Below are 15,344 nucleotides of genomic sequence, written 5' to 3'. Positions count from 1 at the left end.
TGCAGCGCATGAATTAACCGTTGGAGGACCAGTTCAAATTGCGATCGTAAGCCGCCTTGGCACGCTAGCCATTTGTTGCCGGAAAGCACCACTGGCTCCTTGAACGAGCATAGAAAAAATTCTTGATTCATGATTTATTTCAATATGCTGGATCGTGCCCAACTTTGATGTTCAAGGGCCATTTTGATAATATTGGGCATGAAATTCGAGGAGACTCTGATGACAGCCCAGATACCAGACAAACTCATTCATCGAGGTGAATTGCTCGATGTCGCCGATACATTGCTCTGGCCGGTTCTGAGGCGATGGCCAAAACGGAAGCGACCCTGCGGCGACTTCTATTCGACATCTTGTTGGCGCGGCTATATCGCCACCTGGGAAATCGTAGGAAAACGTCTCTTCCTGGTCGACTTAGAGTTCTTGATGAAGAGTTCCGACCAAGATGAAGACTTCGTCATGGACTGGCGGAGTGTGGGGCTTAAGCGCGTATTCCCGAAGTCTGACGGCCCGATCTTCGCTCAATGGGTGACCGACTTCGTGCGGTGCTCAGAGGGCGAATTGCTTCGCTATGTCCACCATGGCTTTGGCAGCGAGTACGAAAGAGATCGATTTTTTCAAATTGATGAAGGCATTGTACGCGAGGAGCTCCTGCGCCTGAATCCACCGCCGCCGGTCCTCTACTCAATAGGGGAAGACGGAACACGAACCTGTGTTTCGGACTGGCGCGAAGGAGAGGTCATCGAGGATCCTTGCGCTGGTGACCCGGTTCCGACCCAAAAGCGAGTCTGGGGTGCTGGCGGCTAAGGGCAAAAGACTCGATGCTGACCCCAAGTACGGAAGCGACATCGTCAAAATGATCCGTTCAGGCGAACGAGGCCGGTCGCCGACGGATTGGCGGCCGCCGCGACGGCGACGCCGATCAGGGTGTTGGAGGTATTGACGGTCGTGCAGACCTTGGCGGCATCGTCCCAATAAACCTTGGCGCCGACCGTCCAAGCCTGCGCGCTGGTCTTGGCGAGTTCGAACACGCCGCAGGCGGCCGCCTCGACGGTTGCTCCGGAGAGCGCCGGGCTGGTCGCCACGCCGAAGATGGCGCCGACCAGGAGGCCGGCGCCGGCGGCGACGTCGTAGGGCGCCGCAAGGGTGATGATCTCACCCCGCTGGACGAAGTTCTTCATGAGAGGGCTCCTCGGGCGTTGGGCGTGAAGGGGTGCGGGATCACGCGCCGGCGTTCCTGTAGAGCCCGCGGAAGTCGGCGGCCTCGGCCGCAAAGTCGTGCCGGCACTTGATCTTCATGCCGTCGACATCGAAGCCCATCTCGGATTCCACATAAGGTCCCGACTGACCGGTCATGGTGGCGTAGACGACCGTGTCGACACGGTCGCTGGCGAGAAGCCACTGGGTGGCCGAGCCGTTGACGTTGATCCCAAGGTCGTCGGCCTTCTTGATGCCGAGCGAGAGGCGGGATTCCACGATCGGGGTCAGCGAGCGAATGAACTCCGGCACGACGTTGGCGGTCTGCTGGGCGTTGATCGGCGTCAGGATCTGGGCCGCGGTGAACTCCAGTTCGGGCGGGATCAGGAGGAAGCGGGGCGTGAGGTTCAGGACGGTCTTCTTGTCGAGATCGGTCTGCAGCCCCATGGCGGAGCGGCCCTTGTTGATCGCCTCGGCCGAGAGGGCGGCGGCCGGGTTGGCGAGATTGCCGTGGGTTGCGTGGAAGAGGGTGGTTCCGTCCGACTTAAGGACCGGGTTCGCCAGGAGCTTCCCCCAGACGAGGTCGGATTCGAGCGTGGCGGCCGACTGCCCGAACTCGGCCGGGATCGACCGGAAAGCGCCGAGGTCGTCGTTGATGATCATCTGGCGCGTCATGGCGACGATGATGCCGTAGGTCTGCAGCCCGATCGTCTCCTCGCTCTCGGCAACGACTCCCTGGCGGTACTCGCCATGCTCGCCGAGCCGCTTCAGCTGCGGGGCGAGCCCCTTGCGCAGGATATGGGCGAGCTTGAAGTCGGGCAGCGTGATCTGTCGGGTGAAGGGACGAAAGGTCTGCGGGGCTACGTCATAGGCCGCGCGGAGCTCCTTGTTGACGACGGCCGAGAGCAGGAAGGGGAAGTCCGAACTGGTCATGGCGCGGCGCGCGATGTCGTCGGCCTTCATGCGCCGGGTGGATTCGCCGCGCCATTCCAGGCACTCGGCCGCCATGCCCAGCGTGGTGAGACCGAGGAACTGGCGGGCGGCGTCCGAGAGGGTGGCTTCGCGGGAGCCGAGACCGCGAGCGAACAGATAGTCGATCGCGGCGGCCCGGCGGGTCTCGGTTTCGTCCAGGCCGATGCGGACGGTCGAGCGGATCGCCGTCGTCGCTTCCGCGTCGAAGAGCCGATCGAGAAGAGCGGTCCGGAAGGCATCGATTGTCGTGCCGGCCGCAACATGGTCGGCGCCGAAGCTCGGCAGGGCGTGGCGGCTCGCGAGCGCGGTGATGGCGGCCACACGCTCGCGCTCGGCGCGGACGGCGGCCTCGGTCGCGGCGCGGACGGCGGCTTCCTGCGAGCGTACATTCGTCTCGGCGGTGGGATCGGCCGTCGGGGTGTCGCCGCGCGGTCCGTCGGCGATGGTCTCGGGATCCATCGAGGTCTCCTTGGGTGGTGCCGGGGCGGCGGAAGAACGAGGAGGGGTGCTGGGAGCGGCACCCGTCGCAGGCAGAGGCGAAGCCGATCGCACGAAGGCATTGGCGTCGGCCTGGACGGAGACGAGCGAGACCTCGAGCAGGGCCCAGCGTGTGGCGGTCCAGTCTTCGCGGCCGGTAGTCTCGTCGACGGCCGTGATCTGCCATCTGTCGACGCGGTAGCCGACCGAGATGCCGGTCAGTTCGCCGCGCTCGATCTGGCCCGCGGCCTCGTTGGCCTCCGGGGTCTCGGCCAGGCGGATCACCCCAACGAGGCTGTCGCCTTCGATCCAGGCGCGCTCGACGATGCCGAGCACGGCGCGGCGATCGTTGGAGCGGTGGTGGTCGAGAAAGCGGACCTGGCCGGTCTCCAGGCGGGCGAGGTCGATCGCGTCCGGTGTGATCGCGAGGATCTCATTGCCGAACCAGCGCCGAACGGGCGCGGCGGTGGTGAAGACCGCCTCGAAGGTCCGGGCCTCGGCATCGAAGCTGCCCGGCTTCAGCCGGACACTCTCGACCAGTGCAATCCGTGCCGCCGCGACCTGTGTCGGCGCCAGCCGCTGCTCGCGGCCGAGCATGGTGTCGCCGGCGACACCCGCCGGCATCGCACGCTCCAACTCATCATGCATGGTGTTCCTCAGGTCTTGGGCTGACCGGATCCGACCGCTTGCTCGGGCGCGGCGCTTTGCGCCTCGCTCACCTGCAGGACGCCGGACTTCGCGACCTTGCGCGGATCGCTGTCGAGCACGATGCCGGCCGCATCGACCGCGGCGTTGAAGGCTACGATCTCGGCCAGCACATCGTCGGGGTTCCGGCCGCGCTCGTGCACGATCTCGGCATGCGAGCGAGTGCCGGCACGCATGTCGAGGAGATCGGCCATGGCCTGTTTGAACGGATCGACCGCGGGCATGCGCGGCGGCGACCACTCGACCGCGACCGTCGCGGTCGGGATCAGGCCGGCGTCGTAGGCCGCCCCGCAGAACCAGGCCCAGACCCGCTCGCAGAACATCGGGATCAGGATCTGCCACTGCACCTGCTCCATCAGGCGGTAGAACTCCTGCATGCCGAGCCGGCCGGAGATGTAGGAGACATGGGCGAGGTCGCCGGAGATCAGCTCATAGGGCACCCGGAAGCCGGCCGCGATCGCCTGGAGTGAGACGCGCTTGTAGGCCTCGAAGGACCCGGTCGCGACCGGCGAATGGAACTTGATGTCCTGCCCGCCATGCAGGTTCAGGAACATGCCGGGCTCGAAGCGTTCGACCCGGAAGCCGGATCCGTCGAAGATGCCGAACTGGCGCTCCTCGTCCGCGCCGACGGTGCCGCCGAGGCGAGGCTCTGGATCCTCGCCGGTCACGACCCCGACCGTGCAGGCCTCGATCTGCTTCCTCATGACCTCGGCCTCCTCGTAGGTGCCGAGGTCCTTCAAGGGCGCCATCGCGGCGACGCCCCAAGGCTCACCACGATCCTGGTCGCGGCGGAGCTCGAAGACATGGGCGATATCGTCGGCGGGCACGCGTGACGAGCGCCCGCCCTTCGGCAGCGTCGAGACCGGCCGCATCGCGCCCGGATGAACCGAGAAGAGCCAATAGCCGGTCGGGCGCTCAAAAGTGTCCTGCTCGACGCCTTGGACGGCGTTGACCCCGTTGCCGAGGTCGCCATCCTTGGCGCTGTCGAGGTGGTCGGCCTCGATGACCTGCAGCTGCAACGGCACCGGCAGCCCGTCGGAGAGCCGCCGCGACCGGCGGCGGACCAGGACCTCGCCGGCTTCGATGAACTCGCGACAGACCAGGGTTTGCAGACCGTAGAAGTCGAGCCGGCCCTTGGAATGGCAGACCTTGGTCCAGGCATCGAACAGGGCGTCGACCTTGCGGTCGAGGCGTTTGTTGCCGGACTTGGCGCGCGGCATGATGCCGGAGCCGACAGCGTGGACCACGATGGTCGAGACCGCCTTGGCGGCGTGCGGATTGTTGCGCACGAGATCGCGCATGCGGTCCCGCAAGCTCGGCAGCGCGAGCGCCAGTTCGGCATTGGCGGACGTGCCACGCGGGTTCCAGCCGGCCGAGCGCCGGCCAATGTCGGCCCCGGCATAGGTGCGGAGCATCGCCTCGAAGGCGTGACGCTCGCGCAGGCGCCGCCGCCCGGCCGCCGGCGCAACGAAGCCGATGACGCGGTCGAGCCAGGTCGCCGGCATCAGGACCGGCCGGAATGGACGGCAGCGAGAATCGCCTTGCGGCGGACGCCGCCGGCTTGGAGCCCGCGCAGAAAGTCGAGGCGCTTGCGCAGGTCGTCGTAGGAGGCATAGGCGACCTCCTTCTCGACGCCGTTGACCCGCGAACGAACCTTGAGCGCGCCGCTGGCGATCGCCTCGCGCAAGGCCGCGATCTCTTCGTCAATCGTGGCCACGGCTACCTCCTAGCGATCGAGCCAGCCGCCGCGCCGGACCCTGGCCGGTCGGATCCAGCCGTCGGGTCGAACCGGCTTCGGCGCGCTGGCGTTGCGAGCGGCCGCGGGCAGATCCGGACGGACCTCTGCGGCCGCGGGCTCGGCGGGGGGCGGTGGGGACCGACCGGCGGCCGCTTCCGCGTCCGCCACCGCGCGGGCGATCTGGTCGGCGGTGGCGTTCAGCTTGAAGCCGAGGGCGAAGAGCCCGTGCAGCGCCGCATAGGCATAGACCCGGCAGTCCAGCGCCTCGTTGCGAGCATGATCGGGCTTCCAGAAGAAAGGCACCGGAAAGCCGCGGATGAACTTCGTCCGCTTCACCTCCGCGGTCAGCTGCTCGAAATAGCCGGCGTCGCGATCGGCCGGGAAGTGGCACGCGCCGGCACCGGCGAACTCCGGCCCGGTCCGCGCCAGGCGCTTGGTGATCACGTCCTTCGCCGCATGCACGCCGACCGAATAGAGATCGATCTTGCCCTTGTTGGTGCGGCCGGGTCGCTTCGGCCAGATCGGGGCTCGATAGTCGCTCGCGCCCTTGATGCCCCAGACCCGCCGCTTCTGGCGCGGCTTGACGAACTCGTAAGCCGCGATCGTGTTGTGGCCGCCGGTGTCGACGCATACGGCCGAGAGCGCCATGCCGTCCGGCGCGCCGAGATGCGGCCAGCGCTGCAGAAGGACGCTATCGAGCTCGTCCCACAGCGCCGGTGCCGACGGATCGCCGGGAATGACCCGGAAGTCGATCGACCAGGATTCCTCGTCGCGGCCCCAACCGACCACCTCGAGCTCGATGCGGTCCGGCTGGACGTCGACGCCGGCGATCAGGCAAGCGACCTTGGCCGGGAGGACCGGAAGGCGGTCTCCCTCGACCTGAAGGTAGTCTTCCCGGACCTCCATCAGGCCCGCGGCATCGACGCGCTCGCCGGAGGCGTCCTCCCACTCCTCGCCCAGCACCGTATTGACGAAGGGCTGCAGCAGCGCCGGGTCGGCGCGGTTGTCGTCGCCGAAGGCGGCGCGGAACTCCGTCGCGCAGTCGCCCCAGGACTTCCACGGCGAGTACAGGCTCGACAGGTGATACGAGCGAAGCCCCGCCCGCTTCGGCTCGGCGGTCGGCACCCAGGCGCCGCCGGCAATCAGATCGGACTTCCGGTGTTCGGCATGCTCGTGACCGCAGGACCGACAGGCGAACACCGCCGCCTCCGGCGCGCCGTCCGGCCAGCGGATCCCCGACCAGACGATCGGTTGGCGCTCCCCACATTGGTCACATGCGACGTGGAACCAGCGCCGGTCGCCCTCCCGGAACGCTTTGCCGATCCGCGAAAACCCCTTCACGCTCGGGGTCGACAGCATGAAGATCTTGCGCCGCAGGAACGTGTCCGAGCGCTTGATCGCCAGCGTGACCGGATCGCCCTCGTCGTCGACATTGGCCGGATAGGCGTCGACCTCGTCGAGCACCAGGTAGCGGATCGGCGAGGACCGAAGCGCAGAGGCCGAGTTGGCGCCGGTCAGGATCAGGACGCCGCCGAGATACTCCTTCGAGAACATCGTGTTCGAGGCGTCGCGCGAGCGGGCCGGCGGGATGCGCTCCTGCAGGACCGGGCTCGCCTCGATCATCGGATCGAGCCGGGTCTTGGAGATGCGCTTCACGGTCTCGACCGTCGGCATCACATAGAGCGCCGGACCGGGGGCATGGTGGATGGCGTAGCCGATGAAGTTGAGCCCGGCCTCCGACATGCCGACCTGCGCGCCCTTCATCACCACCACGGTCTCGACCGTCGAGTAGCTCGACAGCGCGTCCATGATCTCGCGCAGGTACGGCGTTCGGTCCGTGCGCCAGAGCCCCGGCTCGGCCGAGGCCTTCGAGCTCAGGACCCGATGCTCGTCGGCCCATTCCGAGACCGTCACCGCGGCGTCCGGGCGACTCTCCTCGCAGAGCACCGTCAGCGCCCAGTCGTGGTCGGTCAGCATAGAGATAGAGAGGCCATGGCGCTCCGGCACGTGCCGTGCTGCCGGTCCGACGCATCCATCGGCGTTCCTTTTATTACCCGTTTTGGGGGCCGCAATCAGAACGTTGAATTGTGAAAATCAACACCGTTCAATTGGATACTCAATTAAATATAGAGTGTTATCAGTGTCATGGATAATTTTTATGTAAATTTTATTTAAATCGCATCAAATATCCTTATTATATATTAATACTTAGAATCCCATAACAACTGTGGGTCAATCGATGTACTTGCCGATGCTCATTACATTCATGGTTCAGATGGAACCATGCGAGTCGAGTCAGGCATGCCATGCCCAAGTCGCCCAAGACCATGCGAAACCGTAAACGGACACCGCCTGCCACAAGGCGGGCCTGGAAAAGGTTCGTGCGCCGGCACCTGATCGACGACGCACCTCCCGATCTCGACGAAGTCGAAGCCATCATCGACAAGTCGCCGCGCACTCCGACAGATCGGTTCCTGACGCTCCTTGTCTTTCTCCTCTCGATCGCCGTGTGGCTTCCGATCTTTGCGCTGTTCGTCGCCTCAAACTGGTGAGGCGGCGCGCTTCCAAATGAACGTCGTTTGCCTTCGTTGGCCTCAAGCCGACCCTGATCGAGAGGCGCGCTCCATGTGTTCCCTGTTGGTTCGACTGCCTTCGATCCGTCGAAAGCAGGTGGCCTGCTCTTCGAGAATATGGCACGCAACAAGCACACCATCGCGGAGCGCCCCAAGACCCCTGAGGATGCCTCGACTACGACCAGAGATTATCTATTATCGAAGTCGATAGCAGAGGCTTACGTCTGAATGTCGGGTTCCTGGCGGAAGGCACGGAGTAGTTCTTTCGGCAAGTTGATGTCGGCGACGATGTAGCCGCCGCTTTCGCTCCGATGGAGGTGTCCTGCTTTGGTCAGCACAGCAAGCCGGCGACGCGTGGTCTGATAGGGCATCTGAATGAACGCTGCGACGGCTTGCGCGGGTGCAGGGTAAAGAACCTTATATCTATAATTGATTTCGACGACCGCCAACACAATCAGAATGTCGTCAAACTCCAATCCATGAGTAGCGCGCAGTCGATTGAATGTAAGGATGAAGCGCTTGACCTGCTCCACCAGCCCTAGCATATCCTTTAAATCGTAATCAGCCATGATTCGACCGCAAATTTATCTTTGAATTATAAATGTATAAAAAATATAATCCGAAAAGGAGGGTTACTACTCACTGAAACGCCTCACTCCGAACAATCTGCAGTGTTTTTCGACAGACTCTCTGATCTTCCAGCCTTCGGTAAACATTGAAAATTTGTCCGGTTTGGCGGAACCCTCTCTTCCCTCCCGCCGATGGATCGCCCGCTGCTCCACCGTCCACATTCCAAATCACCACTCAGATGGTCTCGGTATCGGCGAATTACACTACCTTGCCGGGTGCAATGACCTTTCGGGTCTGGCTCTGAGCGGTCGGCTGCCCTCCTAGGGTCAACGGCGTCGCGCCAGGCACATCTGCCGCATATCGTTCCCCCGGATGAAGGGCCCAGCGGCCGTTGAAAGTGTACCGAAGATCGGCGTCGCGGATGAAACTACACCGTCCAAAGCATAGGCTGTGCTGATCCGGGTCCCGGATGAACGCGCAGTTCGCCTCGGCTGCGCTCATCCCGACCATCATCTTGAAAAACGACCGCCGGATCAAAGGGGTGCCTCCTGGCTTGTCTGAGGCTCTCGTAAGGATGCGGCGCGTGAGGACGGGTGGTTAGAGAGTAATAATCCTCAAATTAGGCTATATAGCCGATATCGAGCGCATCATCCTCAATAGCTGAATTTATTCTTTTTTTTCAACACTGGATTGATAAGATCAAATTAGATCGAAATCCGAGAGGGTACGGCGGTTTCTCGGCCGCCGGTGGCTGATCTAAGGCTTCCTCCAACGAACCTTGGCCGCTGCACGCTCCCAGGCGTCAGCGGCCATGCCATTTTTGGAAAGGCTCGAACTCCCATCGATCATAACGAAATCAGTCTGGCAGTGTCGGCTTGGCGTTGGCGATCTCGTCGAGTTGCAGGCGGACGAACCGATCCAGGCTCGCCATCAAGCTCTTAGGTTCGCAGCCGACCTCCGCGGCGATCTGCTGGCCGTAGCGGTTGGGGAAGTTGACCCACTTGTCGCGGATAAGGCGGGCGAAGGCGGTCAGGCTGCGCCGAACTTCGTCGCGGTTGACCGTCTCGGCCTTCACCTGCCGCAGCTCTTCCTGCAGCAGCTGGACCTGCAACGCCTTCTCGGCGGTCTTCAACTGGTCGAACTTGGCTACAGCGGACGCCGAGGCCTCCGGCGTTGACGCCGTCATCGGCCGGCCACCGCGGACTTTGCTTGGGTCGCGCGTCGCGTGCCAGCGCTCGACCTGGGTCATCTCGTCGATCGTGCCGTCGGACGACAGCACCACGCGGCCGGACTTGATGCCCTTCCGGATCGCTTCGTGGCTGACGCCGACACGCTTGGCGAAGTCACCGATCGAGAGACCCATCGATGTCCTCGCGATCGGCCTCAGATCATGGGGTGATGTGATCGACGACTTCGATCATTTGCCTTGGCTTCGGTCAAATAGAACGCATTACTCCGTCACGACCGGAGGACATGACGATGCTGAAGCGCAAGGACAACACCAGGGCCCTGGCCGCCTTCCTGGCCAAGAAGCAACAGATCGACGCGATGCTTCAGCGGATCGTCGCGCTCAGCGAAGATCACTTCCAGGTCTCGCCCGACGACGTCACCTGGGGCCATGTCGGATCGCTCGAAGACTACGCCGCCCTCCTGAAGCGCATCACCGACAATGCCTTCCACGAAGGCGAATATGCCGACTGAGCAAGGGCTCCAACATCCTGACGGCCCCGCCCCCTTGCGGGGCTCGCACCCGTAGCGGCGCCGCGATGGTCGTGGCGCCCAGACGACGGGAGACCGACATGGCCAAACTCACCGACACCCAGCTTCTGGTTCTCAGTTCCGCGTCGCAACGGAGTTCGCTTAACCTCCTGCCGATGCCCAATCATCTGAAGGGAGGGGCCATCCCGAAGGTGCTGCACGTGCTCCTGACCAGCGGACTGGTGGTGGAAGTCGAAGCGGTCGAGGACGAACCGGTCTGGCGGCGCATGGACGACGGTCGCGAGACGAGGCTGATCCTCACGAATGACGGCCTCGCGGTCCTCGGCATCGAGCCTGTCACCTCGCCGGACGCTGCGCTACAGGCAGGCGGCGGGGGCGATGTCGCCGTTCCGGTCACGACGCCCGAGCCCGAAGCGCCGGTCGCGCCCACAGGTGCCAACGGCGCGCCGGTCCGCAAGTCCCGCACCGGGACCAAGCAGGCGAAGCTCATCACCATGCTGAAGGCGCCCGCCGGCGCCGCCATCGCCGAGATCGTCGAGGCGACTGGATGGAGGGCGCATACGGCGAGAGGCTTTCTTGCAGGCGCGCTGAAGAAGAAGCTCGGGCTTGATCTCACGTCCGAGAAGGAGGCCGAGAGGGGTCGCGTGTATCGTCTGATCGACCGCAAGGCCTGACCTACGTCTCCAGCCGATCCCATCGACGGCGCCGCCCCGACCGGGCGGCGCTTTGCCTTTCACGGCTCGGCGAGCGCGGCGCGCACCATGGCGATGGTCACGCCGAACTCCTTGACGATGGCATTCGGTTTGAGGCCGGCCTTGGCGGCCGCGCGGATCAGCCGCGCCTTCGCGGGCGTGAGGCCTTCGACCGTGGGCACCTTGCGACGGTAAGTCGTCGAACCTTCAGATACGGCTGAGGACGCAGGCTGCGTCTCCGTCGATTGTCCTGGGGCATGGCTCGGCATCCGGCGTTGCGCTTCCCGCGCGACCGCTTCGCTCAGGCGTTGGAACGCCTCGTCGTCGAGAGCCTGCATCGCACCGTCAAGGTCGTCGGGCAGCAGCGCGACGCCGATGCGCGGACGAACCGGCGGAGCGTCTCCTGACGCGGTCGGCGGAGCCGGGGCGCTCGGCGGATGTTCAGGCTCGGCGGGCGGTCGCGGCATGCGGCAAGGTTGCCCGCCGCACCGCGGCCCAGCAAGGGAGTGCGGCGGTCAACTTCGGCAGAGTCGCTCGAAAAGGCGCCGCATCAGATAGGCCCTTGCCAAACTGATGATCGTGAAGATGGCGCTGAGGCCCAAGGCATCGTTGAGCCGCGCCGGAAGGTGGAACCACGGAAAGACGACAATCTGGGTCAGGACCGCGAGCCAGTAGCCGACCAGGACGTTGGCGACGGCCTCGACCAGCGACATGGTCCGCGATTGCCTCATGCCGCGCTCCTTGTCTCGGGCGGCGCCTCATTCAGGCGCTCTGCCTTGACCGCGTCGAACGTCCGGCCATCCCCGTCAAGCGTGACTGTCTTCCCCGTGAACGCCTGCCAGCGGCTGACGATTACGTCGCAGAAGGTCTCCGAGAGTTCGAGCCCAAAAACCCGTCGGCCGGTCTTCTCCCCGGCGATCAGCTGCGAGCCCGAGCCGGAGAAGGGCTCGTAACAGACCTCGCCCGGTGCGGTGTGCAGTTCCATGGGCACCGTGAAGATGCGGACCGGCTTCGACGTCGGATGCTCGCGCGTCTCGATCTCGCTCGACGGGATCGACCAGACCGTCGTCGGCCAGTTCTCGAAGCCCTCGCGGTTGATCCGCGGCTTCTTGGCCTTGCGCCAGCCGAACAGGCACGGCTCGTGCGCCCAGAGAAGCACCGACCGCGTCAGCACCGGGCGGCTCTTCGCCCAGATGATCTGCTGGTGGTGCAGCACCTCGAACTTAGTCCAGCAGGCCTCCAGCATGGCCTGGCGCCGGGAGGCGTGCCAGCAGTACCAGGCGGCGTCCTCGGCGATCGCATGCTCGATCGCGGTCGCCATGAAGGCCTCGTAGAACTGCGGCCCCTGGGACGAGTCGTCCCAGTGTTTCTGCTCGATGTATTCCTCCGACCAATCCTTGTTGGCGATCTTCTTCGCCTTGGGCGTCGCGCCCTTCTTGGTCGGGTGGTTGGTGCCGTCGTAGTCGACGAGATAGGGCGGATCGGTCGCGAACAGGGCGGCGCGCTGGCCGGCCATGACCCTGGTCACGTCGGCCGCGTCGGTGGAATCGCCGCACAGAAGCCGATGCGCGCCAAGGAGCCAGAGGTCGCCGCGCCGGGTGACCGGCGTCTTCGGCGCCTCCGGGATGGCGTCCTCGTCGGTGTGGCCGGTCTCGGTCGCTGTGGCGGCGGCGATCAGCTCGTTGATCTCGGCTTCGGAGAAGCCGGTGACGGCGGCCTCGAAACCCTCGTCGATCAGCGCCTGCAGTTCGACGGCGAGCAGCTCGTCGTCCCAGCCGGCGTTCAGCGCCAGCTTGTTGTCGGCGATGACCAGCGCGCGCTTCTGCGTCTCGGACAAGCCGGCGAGCGTGATGGTCGGCACCTCGGCCATGCCGAGTTGGCGGGCCGCCAGAAGCCGGCCGTGCCCGGCGATGATGCCGCCGTCGTCGTCGATCAGGATCGGGTTGGTCCAGCCGAACTCTCGGATCGAAGCCGCGATCTGTGCGACCTGCTCGTCGGAATGGGTGCGGGCGTTGCGGGCGTAGGGGAGCAGCGAGCCGACCGGCCGATACGCGATCTGCAGGTCAGACATGGTAGGGTCCTCGGCGACAGCGGCGGGTCTGCAGGGTTCCAACCCAAATCGGCCATTTCCAACCCAAACGGCTCCAACCCAAAATCTGGGTTGGATTCGGTGCCGCAAGTGAGATCAGAGACTTAGAGAGACCTATCGGCCATTTCCAACCGTTTCCAACCCAAACCCATAGGAGCCGCTAGCGGATTCTCGGGCTGCGCGCGCCCCCGCGGGCAAGGGGGTGCCGTAAGGACCCAAGGTCTCTACCAGACGCTGTACCCGCGCTCTGCAGCTACGGGACCGTGACGATCGTGCGTCAGCGCGGGAGCCGCGCGGGGCTTGGGCTCGGGGATCACCTCGATGGTGCTGACAAAAGAGAACCCGCCCCGGAGAGCGAGATCGGAAGTATTGAGGCTGGGGATTCTCGGGCCGTCATGGCGTCTTCAGACGCACTTTCCTGCCATGAATGAATCCTAGAGTTACGATGGAAAGTCCGCAAGCCAGAAACGGATCGGGGCGTGTCCATTTCGGCTAAGCGACTGTTCGGACATGCATTACGGCAAGATGCGCGCCAGTCGCTTCCCGATTTGCAGGTCCATCTCGCGCGGCGCGGTCGCCTCGAACGCGGTAAGGGTCGCGACCTTGACGATCTCCTTGGCGACCGACGGGCCGAACAGCTTTCGCGTCCGCGTCGAGCCCGGCAGACGGGCCTTGTAGGTTCCGTCCGCGGCGACGAACGAGCGCTTGAAGTTGTGCGCCACGCGCCAGGGCCGCGCGGTGACGAAGCCGATGTCGGACGGCGGCAGCGGCCCGAACCGGCCGGCTGCGTCGCGAGGCTGGTCGCGCCAGGTCCGGCCCTTTGCACGGCTCCCGCGGACGGGGAACTCGATGATCGGCAGCCCCTTGCCGCGGCCTTCGATCACGTAGGTCATCGGGCCGGGGATGAATGAGCGGGTCGCGGCGACGATCGTGCCGTAGCGCTTCGTGCCCATCTGCTGGTGCAGGCTCTTGCGAACCACCGTCCGGGTCTTGTCGCCGGCGGCGCGCACGCTGTCGTGCAGCGCGCGTCCGAGCCGGTCGGGCGAGGCGAGCAGCGTCGCCGCGGACAACATGCTGGCGACGCCGCGCCCGTCGTAGGTGACGACGATCGAAGCGGCCATCCGATGCTCATGGGCTTGGTGAGGGGATGGTCCGGAGGTGTCGTGACCCACTTCCGGACCATGGGAGAATCCTAGAGTTACGTCGGAGAGGCTGCAAGACGGAAACTGAAGTGCCCTTGTCGTTTTCCGTCAAGGCATTGTTTCAGCTAGCGGTTCTGCTCCATCGTAGCGCTCATTCGGCTGTTGCCACGCGACCGGCTCGCCAACACCCCGAGCGCGGCCACCAGGATCCCCTGCGCCGCCTCATGCCGGACGGCCCGTCCACCCCAGCCCTGACGCATCGACCACTCCCTGAGCGACGATTGCAGCCCGACCACGTGCCAGACGCAGGAGCCGGCTGGCGAGCCCATGCCACCGAGCGCGTCAAGCGCCCGGAACACATGCTCGCGCGCGCCGATCTGACGATCGCTCATGGAGCCGACGCCTGTGCCGGGCGCGTGGACGAGAACGAGCGATGCCGACGGCATGCGATCGAAGCTCGCGACCGTGAAGGCGGCCTGGAAGTCGCGGGCGGCGCTCAGCATGTCGGCATCGATCGTGCCGGCCTCGAACATGCGGCCGAGCGTGTCGACCACGCGGTGGTGGACGACCCGGACGCCGTCCGGATCGATCTCGACGACTTCGCGGGTCGTGAGCCGAGTTGAGGGCTTGGCGGGCCGGTCGATGGTAGCGCGGGCCTTCCGCTTCGACTTTGCGCTCATCGCCTTGCCTCCCGCGTGCCGTAGAGCTTCTCGCCGATCGTGCGGACGAGTTCGCGGTCGGCCCAGCCGAGCCGCGGATCATCGAGCGCGACCACCAGGAGCCGGTGGTCGTGCCAACTGGCGGTCTTGATCGGCTCGGCCCCGGCGGTGGTCGGGACCATTCGCCCGAGCGCGCAGCGCGGCTCGCGGGGACCGCCGGGGAGGGGCCGGGTCATCGCACGCCTCCCTCGGTCTCGGTCGCCCAGATCAGGATGGCAATGGCGTCCGCCTCGTTGTCGTCGGCCGGGACAAAGCCATGAGCGCGCACCGCCGCGGTGACGGCGGCCTTGTCGGCGTTGCCCTTGCCGGTGATATGCCGTTTGATCGTGCCGACCGGGACACCCTGGTAGGCGATCGTGTGCGTCTCGCACCAGGCGGTCAGGGTGGCGAGGAAGCCTCCGTAGATGTGGGCGGCATCGGTCCCGGCGTGCCGACGCACCTCTTCGAAATGGACCGCCGAGATCCCACGGGCCTGGGCTTCGATCTGGTCGAGCCAAGCCTTGAAGCGCAGGTAGCGCATGCCGCCGCCGTCGTAGCGGCTCGGGCGGAACGACACGGTGCCGCTGGCGATGTGGCCATCGGGGGTGCGCAAGGCCCAGCCGGTCGTAGTGCCGAGGTCGAGGGCCAGGATCGGGCCATCGGCGTGATCGACGATTTGTGCCGCGGCCGGCCTTGCGCTGGCGGTGGGCAAGGTCAGAGTCTTCGAAGCCATGCTGGTCTCCGTCATCGGGGGTCGGTGGTGGTGGAGGACGGC

General features: G+C 65.1%; 18 protein-coding genes. 4 read left to right on the top strand and 14 right to left on the bottom strand.

The genetic code is table 11. The features are described 5' to 3' along the window. The first annotated feature begins 219 nt into the window (after positions 1–219). On the top strand, positions 220–804 hold the full coding sequence (locus ABB55_RS29775; protein ID WP_152982048.1) for a hypothetical protein: 585 nt from the start codon (positions 220–222) through the stop codon (positions 802–804). 44 nt (positions 805–848) lie between these two features. On the opposite strand, the gene ABB55_RS14060 is transcribed toward ABB55_RS29775, so the two are convergent. From ABB55_RS14060 to ABB55_RS14040, 5 genes are read right to left on the bottom strand one after another with little or no spacing between them, the layout of a single operon-like run. Further along, entirely contained in the window at positions 849–1,178 is a 330-nt protein-coding gene (locus ABB55_RS14060; protein ID WP_054359363.1) for a DUF2190 family protein, read from the bottom strand. Positions 1,179–1,218: 40 nt separating this feature from the next. Then, on the bottom strand, positions 1,219–3,291 hold the full coding sequence (locus ABB55_RS14055; RefSeq protein ID WP_083463613.1) for a prohead protease/major capsid protein fusion protein: 2,073 nt from the start codon (positions 3,289–3,291) through the stop codon (positions 1,219–1,221). 8 nt (positions 3,292–3,299) lie between these two features. After that, on the bottom strand, positions 3,300–4,853 hold the full coding sequence (locus ABB55_RS14050; protein WP_054359361.1) for a phage portal protein: 1,554 nt from the start codon (positions 4,851–4,853) through the stop codon (positions 3,300–3,302). Beyond that, positions 4,853–5,065 (bottom strand): phage head-tail joining protein, encoded by a 213-nt coding sequence (locus tag ABB55_RS14045; RefSeq protein WP_054359360.1) that lies wholly within the window; start codon positions 5,063–5,065, stop codon positions 4,853–4,855. Before ABB55_RS14045 ends, ABB55_RS14050 begins: the two co-directional genes overlap by 1 nt. A gap of 9 nt (positions 5,066–5,074) precedes the next feature. After that, positions 5,075–7,063 (bottom strand): phage terminase large subunit family protein, encoded by a 1,989-nt coding sequence (locus ABB55_RS14040; protein ID WP_054359359.1) that lies wholly within the window; start codon positions 7,061–7,063, stop codon positions 5,075–5,077. Positions 7,064–7,467: 404 nt separating this feature from the next. Here ABB55_RS14040 and ABB55_RS30390 point away from each other — a divergent pair, with 404 nt between their 5' ends. Beyond that, positions 7,468–7,638 carry a hypothetical protein gene (locus ABB55_RS30390; RefSeq protein ID WP_160321237.1) on the top strand — a complete coding sequence of 57 codons (171 nt, stop codon included), beginning with the start codon at positions 7,468–7,470 and terminating at the stop codon, positions 7,636–7,638. A gap of 239 nt (positions 7,639–7,877) precedes the next feature. On the opposite strand, the gene ABB55_RS14035 is transcribed toward ABB55_RS30390, so the two are convergent. Further along, the gene (locus ABB55_RS14035; RefSeq protein WP_152982047.1) at positions 7,878–8,228 is read right to left on the bottom strand and encodes a hypothetical protein; all 351 of its coding nucleotides are present in this window, start codon (positions 8,226–8,228) and stop codon (positions 7,878–7,880) included. Between the two features lie 857 nt (positions 8,229–9,085). Beyond that, positions 9,086–9,592, bottom strand: a complete 507-nt coding sequence (locus tag ABB55_RS14030; RefSeq protein WP_054359357.1) for a hypothetical protein — start codon at positions 9,590–9,592, stop codon at positions 9,086–9,088. Positions 9,593–9,708: 116 nt separating this feature from the next. Here ABB55_RS14030 and ABB55_RS14025 point away from each other — a divergent pair, with 116 nt between their 5' ends. Further along, entirely contained in the window at positions 9,709–9,930 is a 222-nt protein-coding gene (locus ABB55_RS14025; RefSeq protein WP_054362053.1) for a hypothetical protein, read from the top strand. Between the two features lie 98 nt (positions 9,931–10,028). Then, complete coding sequence (locus ABB55_RS14020; protein ID WP_054359356.1) at positions 10,029–10,622, top strand: DUF3489 domain-containing protein; 594 nt, start codon at positions 10,029–10,031, stop codon at positions 10,620–10,622. 59 nt (positions 10,623–10,681) lie between these two features. On the opposite strand, the gene ABB55_RS29770 is transcribed toward ABB55_RS14020, so the two are convergent. The 7 genes from ABB55_RS29770 to ABB55_RS13995 form a co-directional block, all read right to left on the bottom strand. Further along, positions 10,682–11,107, bottom strand: coding sequence for a hypothetical protein (locus ABB55_RS29770; protein WP_152982046.1), 426 nt, complete (start codon positions 11,105–11,107; stop codon positions 10,682–10,684). 48 nt (positions 11,108–11,155) lie between these two features. Continuing rightward, the gene (locus ABB55_RS14015; protein ID WP_054359355.1) at positions 11,156–11,371 is read right to left on the bottom strand and encodes a DUF7220 family protein; all 216 of its coding nucleotides are present in this window, start codon (positions 11,369–11,371) and stop codon (positions 11,156–11,158) included. Beyond that, on the bottom strand, positions 11,368–12,711 hold the full coding sequence (locus tag ABB55_RS14010; protein ID WP_054359354.1) for a site-specific DNA-methyltransferase: 1,344 nt from the start codon (positions 12,709–12,711) through the stop codon (positions 11,368–11,370). The genes ABB55_RS14015 and ABB55_RS14010 overlap by 4 nt, the downstream gene beginning before the upstream one ends. A gap of 533 nt (positions 12,712–13,244) precedes the next feature. Continuing rightward, a complete protein-coding gene (locus tag ABB55_RS14005; RefSeq protein WP_054359353.1) occupies positions 13,245–13,850 on the bottom strand; it encodes a hypothetical protein in 606 nt (201 codons plus the stop codon). A gap of 146 nt (positions 13,851–13,996) precedes the next feature. Next, a complete protein-coding gene (locus ABB55_RS14000; protein WP_054359352.1) occupies positions 13,997–14,551 on the bottom strand; it encodes a hypothetical protein in 555 nt (184 codons plus the stop codon). Next, positions 14,548–14,766, bottom strand: coding sequence for a hypothetical protein (locus tag ABB55_RS28945; RefSeq protein WP_083463612.1), 219 nt, complete (start codon positions 14,764–14,766; stop codon positions 14,548–14,550). Before ABB55_RS28945 ends, ABB55_RS14000 begins: the two co-directional genes overlap by 4 nt. Continuing rightward, the gene (locus tag ABB55_RS13995; protein WP_244472036.1) at positions 14,763–15,317 is read right to left on the bottom strand and encodes a crossover junction endodeoxyribonuclease RuvC; all 555 of its coding nucleotides are present in this window, start codon (positions 15,315–15,317) and stop codon (positions 14,763–14,765) included. The genes ABB55_RS28945 and ABB55_RS13995 overlap by 4 nt, the downstream gene beginning before the upstream one ends. Between the last annotated feature and the right edge of the window lie 27 nt (positions 15,318–15,344).

This window comes from Prosthecodimorpha hirschii (assembly GCF_001305515.1).
GTDB lineage: Bacteria > Pseudomonadota > Alphaproteobacteria > Rhizobiales > Ancalomicrobiaceae > Prosthecodimorpha > Prosthecodimorpha hirschii.
The sequence above is the reverse complement of the archived record's forward strand: the minus strand, read 5'-3'. Positions and strand labels throughout refer to the sequence as shown.